12 protein-coding genes are annotated in these 7742 nt (G+C 67.3%); 3 read left to right on the forward strand and 9 right to left on the reverse strand.

What is annotated here, in order from left to right:
* Together EJC49_RS21570 and EJC49_RS21575 are read left to right on the forward strand one after the other, a co-directional pair.
* Positions 1-729: ADP-dependent NAD(P)H-hydrate dehydratase (locus tag EJC49_RS21570; RefSeq protein WP_148106323.1), on the forward strand; the 729-nt coding region annotated here is incomplete at its 5' end.
* A 94-nt stretch (positions 730-823) separates the two neighbouring features.
* Positions 824-1819 (forward strand): hypothetical protein, encoded by a 996-nt coding sequence (locus EJC49_RS21575; RefSeq protein ID WP_126702000.1) that lies wholly within the window; start codon positions 824-826, stop codon positions 1817-1819.
* 57 nt (positions 1820-1876) lie between these two features.
* On the opposite strand, the gene EJC49_RS21580 is transcribed toward EJC49_RS21575, so the two are convergent.
* Genes EJC49_RS21580 through EJC49_RS21615 form a run of 8 tightly spaced genes read right to left on the reverse strand, consistent with a single transcriptional unit; the run spans position 1877 to position 7047 of the window.
* Positions 1877-2299, reverse strand: a complete 423-nt coding sequence (locus tag EJC49_RS21580; protein ID WP_245453513.1) for a helix-turn-helix domain-containing protein — start codon at positions 2297-2299, stop codon at positions 1877-1879.
* A 36-nt stretch (positions 2300-2335) separates the two neighbouring features.
* Positions 2336-3190, reverse strand: a complete 855-nt coding sequence (gene fghA / locus EJC49_RS21585) for an S-formylglutathione hydrolase (protein WP_126702001.1) — start codon at positions 3188-3190, stop codon at positions 2336-2338.
* A gap of 54 nt (positions 3191-3244) precedes the next feature.
* Positions 3245-3649: a type II toxin-antitoxin system VapC family toxin gene (locus EJC49_RS21590; RefSeq protein ID WP_170314824.1), complete on the reverse strand. Its 405-nt coding sequence runs from the start codon at positions 3647-3649 to the stop codon at positions 3245-3247.
* Positions 3639-3911, reverse strand: a complete 273-nt coding sequence (locus EJC49_RS21595; protein ID WP_126702003.1) for a FitA-like ribbon-helix-helix domain-containing protein — start codon at positions 3909-3911, stop codon at positions 3639-3641. Before EJC49_RS21595 ends, EJC49_RS21590 begins: the two co-directional genes overlap by 11 nt.
* A gap of 50 nt (positions 3912-3961) precedes the next feature.
* Positions 3962-4438 (reverse strand): YaiI/YqxD family protein, encoded by a 477-nt coding sequence (locus EJC49_RS21600; protein WP_126702004.1) that lies wholly within the window; start codon positions 4436-4438, stop codon positions 3962-3964.
* Positions 4439-4492: 54 nt separating this feature from the next.
* A complete protein-coding gene (locus tag EJC49_RS21605) occupies positions 4493-5416 on the reverse strand; it encodes a hypothetical protein (RefSeq protein WP_126702005.1) in 924 nt (307 codons plus the stop codon).
* Positions 5413-5880, reverse strand: coding sequence for an MAPEG family protein (locus tag EJC49_RS21610; RefSeq protein WP_126702006.1), 468 nt, complete (start codon positions 5878-5880; stop codon positions 5413-5415). The genes EJC49_RS21605 and EJC49_RS21610 overlap by 4 nt, the downstream gene beginning before the upstream one ends.
* Positions 5881-5919: 39 nt before the next feature.
* Positions 5920-7047, reverse strand: coding sequence for an S-(hydroxymethyl)glutathione dehydrogenase/class III alcohol dehydrogenase (locus tag EJC49_RS21615; RefSeq protein ID WP_126702007.1), 1128 nt, complete (start codon positions 7045-7047; stop codon positions 5920-5922).
* A 185-nt stretch (positions 7048-7232) separates the two neighbouring features.
* Between EJC49_RS21615 and EJC49_RS21620 the strand changes: the two genes are divergently transcribed.
* Complete coding sequence (locus EJC49_RS21620; RefSeq protein WP_126702008.1) at positions 7233-7415, forward strand: hypothetical protein; 183 nt, start codon at positions 7233-7235, stop codon at positions 7413-7415.
* A gap of 12 nt (positions 7416-7427) precedes the next feature.
* On the opposite strand, the gene EJC49_RS25815 is transcribed toward EJC49_RS21620, so the two are convergent.
* Positions 7428-7742 (reverse strand): hypothetical protein (locus tag EJC49_RS25815; protein WP_170314825.1); only part of this gene is annotated, 315 nt, incomplete at its 5' end.

Consider the following 7742-nt stretch of genomic DNA (forward strand, 5'->3'; position numbering starts at 1 on the left):
GCCGGGGCCGTGACCGTCCTGTCGCCGGCGGCGGCCATGCAGGTCAACGCCATGCACCTGACGTCGATCATGCTGCGCCGCTGCGCCGCGGCGGATGAAGCCGTCGCCTTCGCCCGCGCGCGCAAGCTGGCCGCCGCGGTCATCGGCCCGGGCTTCGGCGTGGGTGGTCGGTGCATCGACTTCGTGGGCGCGCTCGCGGGCCTGGCAGGCGAGGGAGGCTTGCGCCTCGTGCTTGACGCCGACGCGCTGACCTCCTTCGAGAGCAGCCCGGGTGCCCTGTTCGATGCGCTGGGACGATCGGCGCCTGCCGGTGCGCCCGGAGCCGTGCTGACGCCGCACGAAGGCGAGTTCCGGCGCCTCTTTCCGGACCTCGCGGCGGACGGGATGTCGTCGAAGCTCGATCGGGCACGCGATGCGGCCCGACGCGCGCGGGCTGTCGTCGTGCTGAAGGGGCCGGATACGGTGATCGCCGATCCGGCGGGACGTGCGGCGGTCAACGGCAACGGAACGCCCTATCTGGCGACGGCCGGATCGGGCGACGTGCTCGCCGGGATCGTGGCGGGCCTGCTGGCGCAGGGCATGCCCACATTCGAGGCCGCCTGCGCCGCCGTATGGTTGCATGCCGAGGCTGGCGCCCGCTTCGGGCCAGGCCTGATCGCCGAAGATCTGCCGGGGCTGCTGCCGCCGGTGCTTGCCGATCTGCGCCACCGTTCGGCGGAACAGTCCTAAAGGTTCGCTAACCAACCGTCTTCGCCATTCCTCAAGCCGGACCGGATATTCTGTTCGGGATTCGGGGGATTGGTCGACGAGCGGGGTGAAGGACATGACGGGCAGGAGCATTCTGAACGAAACGCTGGAACAGACCGCTGCCCAGGGCGGCATCGTCGCCAAAGACGTGGCGCGCCTGCGGGCGGAGATCTTCTCCGACGGCCTGGTCTCCCGGGCCGAAGCCGAGCGGCTGCTCTCGCTGGATGGCAAGGCCGTCTCGACCTGCATGGAATGGACGGTTTTCCTCGTCGAGGCGGTGAGCGACTATCTGGTGCACCAGGAGGTGCCGCCGGGTTACGTCTCGGACGCGAACGCGGCGTGGCTGATCACGGCGGCCGGGACGGCAAGCCCCGCAAACGAGCTGGAGGTGCTGATCGGCGTTCTCGAGCGCGCCAGAACCTCACCGGCGCGCCTGTCCGCCCACGCGCTCGAACGCGTGGCGGACGTCGTGGTCGACGGCGTCCTGCGGATGCCGGACGGACGCCATCTCGTTCCGGGCGTCATCGGCAAGGCGGAAGTCGATCTCCTTCGGCGAATTCTCTACGCCTTCGGCGGTGGTGCGGGCATCGGCATCAGCCGCGAGGAGGCCGAAGTCCTGTTCGACCTGAACGACCGCACGGCTGGCGCGCCCAACCATCCCGAATGGACGGAACTCTTCGTCAAGGCGATGGCGAACTTCGTGATGTGCGCCTCCGGCTACACGCCACCGAGCCGCGAAGAGGCGCTGCGCCATGAGACGTTCCTCGATGACACGAGCATCGATGTCGCCGGTTTCTTCCGCTCGATGGCCTCGGCCGGCGCGAGGGGGATCCTCGACGCCTATCGCGCGTCGTCCGGCCTCGAAGAGGCGTGGCGCCTCCGCAATGGCGAGCGCGCGGCGGCTGACGCAAAGGCCGAGGCCATCGACGCCGCCGAGGCGGAGTGGCTGGTGAACCGGATCACGCGCGACGGGACCGTCCACGACAACGAGAAGGCGCTGCTGGCCTTCATCGGCCGCGAATCGCGGATGATCCATCCGTCCATCCGCGCCCTGATCGACAAGGTCGCCTGAGGACAGTCCGAGCATGCAGGCCAGTTCAGCTGGCCGGCATGCCGACAGGGCTCGTGCTCAGCGTTCTTCCTCGAGCCGTGTCAGCTCGCGCTGAATCCGGTCGATGATGCGCCCGGTGTCCTCGTGCATGCGCTTCAGCCGCTCCAGCTGGACGGTGATGGCCCCCAGCGGATCGGGGCCGATCTCGTCGGTCGGTGCGTCGCCGACGCCGTGAAGGAGCCAGACCAGATTGACGTTGAGGATTCCGGCGAGCAGGGCGAGGCGCTCGACGCCGGGCTCGGAACGGTCGCTTTCCCATTGCTCGATCGTCTTTTGCCGAACGCCGACGCGGCGCGCCAGAGCGGCCGTGCTCATGCCTTGCGCGTCGCGGATGCGCGACAGCCGGCCACCGAACGTGTCGGGATCCGGGAGCCGCCTGTGGATGGGTGTCACGACCGCCATGGTTCGAACGTCCTCTTCAAACGAGTCTTTCTTGATCATATGCCAACCTCCCGGCCGGAGTCTGAGCGACGAGCGTCATTCCACGTCGCCTCCGCCCGTGCCGAGGCGGGCCGCGTGCCAGCGCAGATGATCGTCCATGAAGGTCGAGATGAAGAAATAGGAATGGTCGTAGCCGTCCTGCATGCGCAAGGTGAGCGGAATGCCGGCCTTACGACAGGCTTCTTCCAAAAGCCATGGACGCAGCCCGTCCTGGAGGAAACCGTCGGCCTTGCCCTGGTCGACGAGGAAGGCGTCGAAGCGATGCCCGTCCTCGATCAGCAGACAGGCGTCATAGGAACGCCAGTCGGCCTCGTCGGGCCCGAGATAGCGCTCGAATGCCTTCGACGACCAGTCGGCTGTCGATGGATGCACGATCGGGGCGAAGGCCGAACAGCTGGCGAATCGGTCCGGGTTCTTCAGCGCGATGGTCAGCGCGCCGTGGCCGCCCATCGAATGGCCAAAAATCGACTGCCGCGTCATGTCGGCGGGAAAGTGCGCGGCGATCAGCTTCGGCAACTCATCGACGATGTAGGAGTACATGCGATAGTTCGTGGCGAAGGGTGCCTCTGTCGCGTCGACATAGAAGCCGGCGCCCGAACCGAACTGCCAGTCGTCCTTCTCGTCGGGGACGGACTCGCCGCGCGGGCTGGTGTCCGGACAGACCACGATGAGGCCGAGCTCGGCCGCCATACGGCGGTACTCGCCCTTGTCCATCACGTTGGCGTGGGTGCAGGTCAGGCCCGACAGGTACCAGAGCACCGGGCAGGGGCCGTCCTTGGCCTGCGGCGGAACGAAGACCGCGAAGGTCATGTCGCAGCCGCAGGTCTCGGAGGCGTGGGCGTAGACCCCTTGCGTGCCGCCGTGGGATTTCGCGGTGGAGATTGTCTTCATGCTACTCTTTCAATAGCCGAGCCTGACGGCGAAACTGACCGCCGCGGCCACGTGTCATGGATCGGGCTCGACGAGTTCGATTTCGATCGAGAGTTGGCGCGCCAGTGTCGCCATGCGGCGGTCCGCCGTCGCGAGCGGCTCTCCGCGTTGCAGCGCCAGCGCGAGATAGAGACAGTCGTAGATTTTGTGATTGTGGGCTAATGCCAGCCGGGCCGCGCTCTCAGTGAGGGACGCGTCGTCTATGAGAGTTGTGATGACTTTCGGAATGTGATCGATCGCCGTGAAGAGAACATCCGCGGAAATCTGCCCCGCCCTCATGTATTTCAGCAGTGCGTTGGCCGCCTCGGGCATCACGATTTGCGGGGCGGCAAGATCGATACGGCCGATATACGTCGAGGCTGAGCCGCTGAACGGCGACGGAACGTACCAGTAGGTCGCCAAGTTCGCGTCAATGATCATCGTCGAGATCCGGCAGGTAGGGGCGCGCATCCCGTTCGGCGCGCGCTTCCTGCATGATCCGCAACGCCGTTTCGAGGCCGACTGGCTTGGATCGCGCACGGATGCTCGCCGCTTCGCGGATCAACTCCTCGCGCGACGGCACGGCCTTTTCGGCGATGACCTCGCGCGCCAGCTGCTCGGCCGACTTGCCATCGGCCCTCGCGCGCTGCTTGAAGCGTTCCAGCACGTCGTCGGGAATGTTGCGGATAACCATGCTGGCCATGACGTCACCTCTGCCTGATATCGGAATGATATCGGTCGCGGCGCGATCATTCAACCGCTCGCGCTGGCGTTCAACGCCCGCCGGACGACCCGGTCGAGCGCCGACAGGAACTCGGAGCGGTCGCGCGGGGTGAAACTGCGGTTGAAGCCGCGGTCCTCGCCGGTCTCCCGCAGGTGCTGCCTGAGGTCGCGCATGGCGACGGCCATGCCGATCGATTCCGGCGTGAAGGGACGGCCGGTCGGGCCGAGTACGTGGACGCCGTTGGGCACGAGTCGCGCCGCCAGCGGAACGTCGGCGGTGATCGCGACGTCGTTCTCGACGGCGTTTTCGACGATCCAGTCATCGGCGGCGTCCGCGCCCTTGGAGACGACCACGTTGCGGATCATCGGATCGCGCGAGGGCCGCAGCCCGCCATTGGAGACGAAGGTGACGACGAGGCCGTGGCGCTCGGCCACCTTCACCGCCTCGTCCTTGACGGGGCAGGCGTCGGCGTCGACGAAAATCTGGAGGGCCCGTCTCGCGTTCATGCCGTGATTCCTTGTCGGATCACAGCGTAGCGCGGCCAGGCCGGGGCGCGAAGCTCATTCGGGCAGGTGGCAGCGCACCAGCTCCGCACCATCGAGGGTCAGGCGGTCCGTCTGCGGCATCGCAAGCGAAATGCTGCGATCTTCCATTTCGCCTTCGGCGATGCAGGCGGCAACAAGGTTGGCGGATCCGTCGACGAGCGGCGTTTCGGTGAAGTTGCAGACCGCCTCGTACCGGCGGATCGTCGTCGGCGTGATGACGGCCATCATCTCCACGGGATCGACGTCGATGCGCGCGCAGGACGCGGCGTCGCCGGCCCAGACACCCACATAGGCAGGACCGACCCCCGCGGGACCGGCGCGTGCGGCGGCCCGCGTGTCGGCCCGCAACTGTGCGGACGGCGACAGGACGGCTGCGGCGTCGCCGCTCGCGGGCTGCCTCGTCCGCTCGGATTCCTCGATCCGCCGCTCGACCGTTTCGACGCCGGCGGCGAACTCCCGCATCGCGCGTTCGGTCAGTTCGTTGATGACCACGCCGAGCTCGCGCGCATAGCCACGGGCCCGCTCCAGGGTCGGTCCAGCATCCTCGAGCAGGCGCTCGGTCCGCTGACGCGCGTCGCGCGCCAGGTCGCCCGCGCCGTCCAGAATCATGCCGGCACCTTCGCCGATGCGGTTGAGGGCATCGTCGTTCCGGTTCGGAGCGGGCGCGGGTTCGGGCGCCTGGGCGACCGGTGGCTGTTGTGGCGCCTGAGCCGCGTTCTGCTCGTCGCTGCAGGCGGCGAGCGCCAGCAGAGAGACGCCTACGGCCATCAGCGGCAGCCTGGACCAGATCGACATGATGAACCCCCGTTTGCTCTCGTCAGCAGAAATGCCGAGCGTCGGGGTAAGTTCCGCGCGGTGGACGGTCGACCTCCATCGGAGGGGAGGATTGCCTGCGGGCATCCGATCGAGGCCCTTGTCGCGTGTCCCCGCCGCCGTCAACTCGCGATGGCCGCGCCGAGGGTCCACAGCGTCATGACGATCAGGATCACCGACCCCACCGTCCAGAAGGTGGCGCGCATGTCGTGGGTCTGGGCGGTGAAATAGGCCGCGAAGTGCAGGAGCCTCGACACGACATAGCCGTAGAGCAGCAGCCAGGCCAGCCAGATCGGCGGTTCCGTCAGGATGAAGAGGAAGCCGGACACGAGGAAGAACGGTATGTTCTCCAGGTCGTTGAGGTGAATGCGCCGGACCCGCTCGACGCGTTCGTTGGGCGCCAGCTGCGTCGGGTCGGGGTTCGGGTTGAGCGGGGTCTTGCGCAGATCCTCAGGCGAGCGATAGCCGCCCTTCTCCTGCACCATGCGTATGACGGTCAGCCAGGACATGGCGACCGCCTTCAGGATCATCAGACTGGCGGCGATCGCATAGGTGGCAAGAAGCGGGTTCTGAAGGCTCGGAAGTTCCATGGCGCGCCTCCCGGCGTGATCGCCCCGCAGGGCGTCGGTTCAGTACACCACGACGCTGCGGATGCTCTCGCCGGCATGCATCAGGTCGAAGCCCTTGTTGATCTCGTCGAGCGTGAGCTTGTGGGTGATCATCGGGTCGATCTGGATCTTGCCGTCCATGTACCAGTCGACGATCTTCGGCACGTCGGTGCGGCCGCGCGCACCGCCAAAGGCGGTGCCTTTCCAGGTGCGGCCGGTGACCAGCTGGAACGGCCGCGTGGCAATTTCCTGGCCGGCGCCGGCCACGCCGATGACGATGGATTCGCCCCAGCCGCGATGGGCGCATTCGAGCGCCTGGCGCATCACCTTGACGTTGCCGGTGCAGTCGAAGGTGTAGTCGGCCCCGCCGATCTGGTCGGCGCCGCGCTTGGTCAGGTTGACGATGTAGGGCACGACATCGCCCTCGATTTCCATCGGATTGACGAAATGCGTCATGCCGAAGCGCTCGCCCCATTCCTTCTTGTCATTGTTGATGTCGACGCCGATGATCATGTCGGCGCCGGCGAGCCGCAGGCCCTGGATGACGTTGAGGCCGATTCCGCCGAGGCCGAAGACGGCGGCCGTCGAGCCGATCTCCACCTTCGCGGTGTTGATGACGGCGCCGATGCCCGTCGTGACGCCGCAGCCGATGTAGCAGATCATGTCGAAGGGCGCGTCCGGGTTCACCTTGGCGACCGCGATCTCGGGCAGCACCGTGTGGTTGGCGAAGGTCGAGCAACCCATGTAGTGGAAGATCCTGTCCTTGCCGATCGAGAAGCGCGAGGTGCCGTCCGGCATCAGGCCCTGGCCCTGGGTGGAGCGGATGGCGGTGCACAGGTTGGTCTTGCGCGACAGGCAGGACGGGCAGGAGCGGCACTCGGGCGTGTAGAGCGGGATGACGTGGTCACCCTTCTTCACCGAGGTGACGCCGGGTCCGACGTCGACGACGATGCCCGCGCCCTCGTGGCCGAGAATGGCCGGGAACAGGCCTTCCGGATCGGCGCCCGACAGCGTGAACTCGTCGGTGTGGCAGATGCCGGTGGCCTTGACCTCGATGAGCACTTCGCCGGCGCGGGGCCCGTCGAGGTCCACCTCCATGATCTCGAGCGGCTTGCCAGCGGCGACGGCAACGGCTGCGCGGGTTTTCATCGTGGTCTTCCTTCCTGCCTGTGAGTCGGGGCGCACGATTTCAGGAAATGCCGTTTGCGGCAAGCCGGCACGGCGCGGGCATGGCAAACGCTCTCGAACCGCGGCCACACTTCGTCACGTGATCGACATCAGGGAGTCATCGCTTCGGCCTATGACGCGGACGGCGGGGGCCCTGGAGGCCGAAGATGCGAAGCGAACCGACACTGGACGAACTGCTGGACGAACCGATCGTGCGGATGCTGATGGCGAGCGACCGCGTCGAGGCGCGGCACGTACGTCGCCTCATGGACGAGGCGCAGCACCGCGACCGCGCCGCGTGGCGCAATCCGCCGCGGTCGCCGGAGCCTTGCCGGATCAACGCAGGCTGAGCCGCGCTGCCGTCATGACGTGTCGTAGGGCGAGAGCGTCCAGCCGCCGGACGTGACGCGGCCGGCAAGGGCGCGCGGCGCGCAGGCGTGCCGGGCGGCGCCAAGGCTGGCCGTGCAGCCAGCGAGATAATCGAACCGGCCTTCCGGCGGCAGACGCGCGCCGAGCAGCGCGGCCAGCATGCGAAAACGACAGGCGAGGATCGCGGCATCGGCGGGGCCGCTGCCGGGCGCCAAGTCTTCCTCGAAACAGGCCGCCCAGTCCAGGCCCGTCATGTCTGCGAGGTGGTCGAGCGTCACGCCCTCGGCATAGCGCAGGATGGCGAGCAC

The organism is Aquibium carbonis (assembly GCF_003970795.1).
Taxonomy (GTDB): domain Bacteria; phylum Pseudomonadota; class Alphaproteobacteria; order Rhizobiales; family Rhizobiaceae; genus Aquibium; species Aquibium carbonis.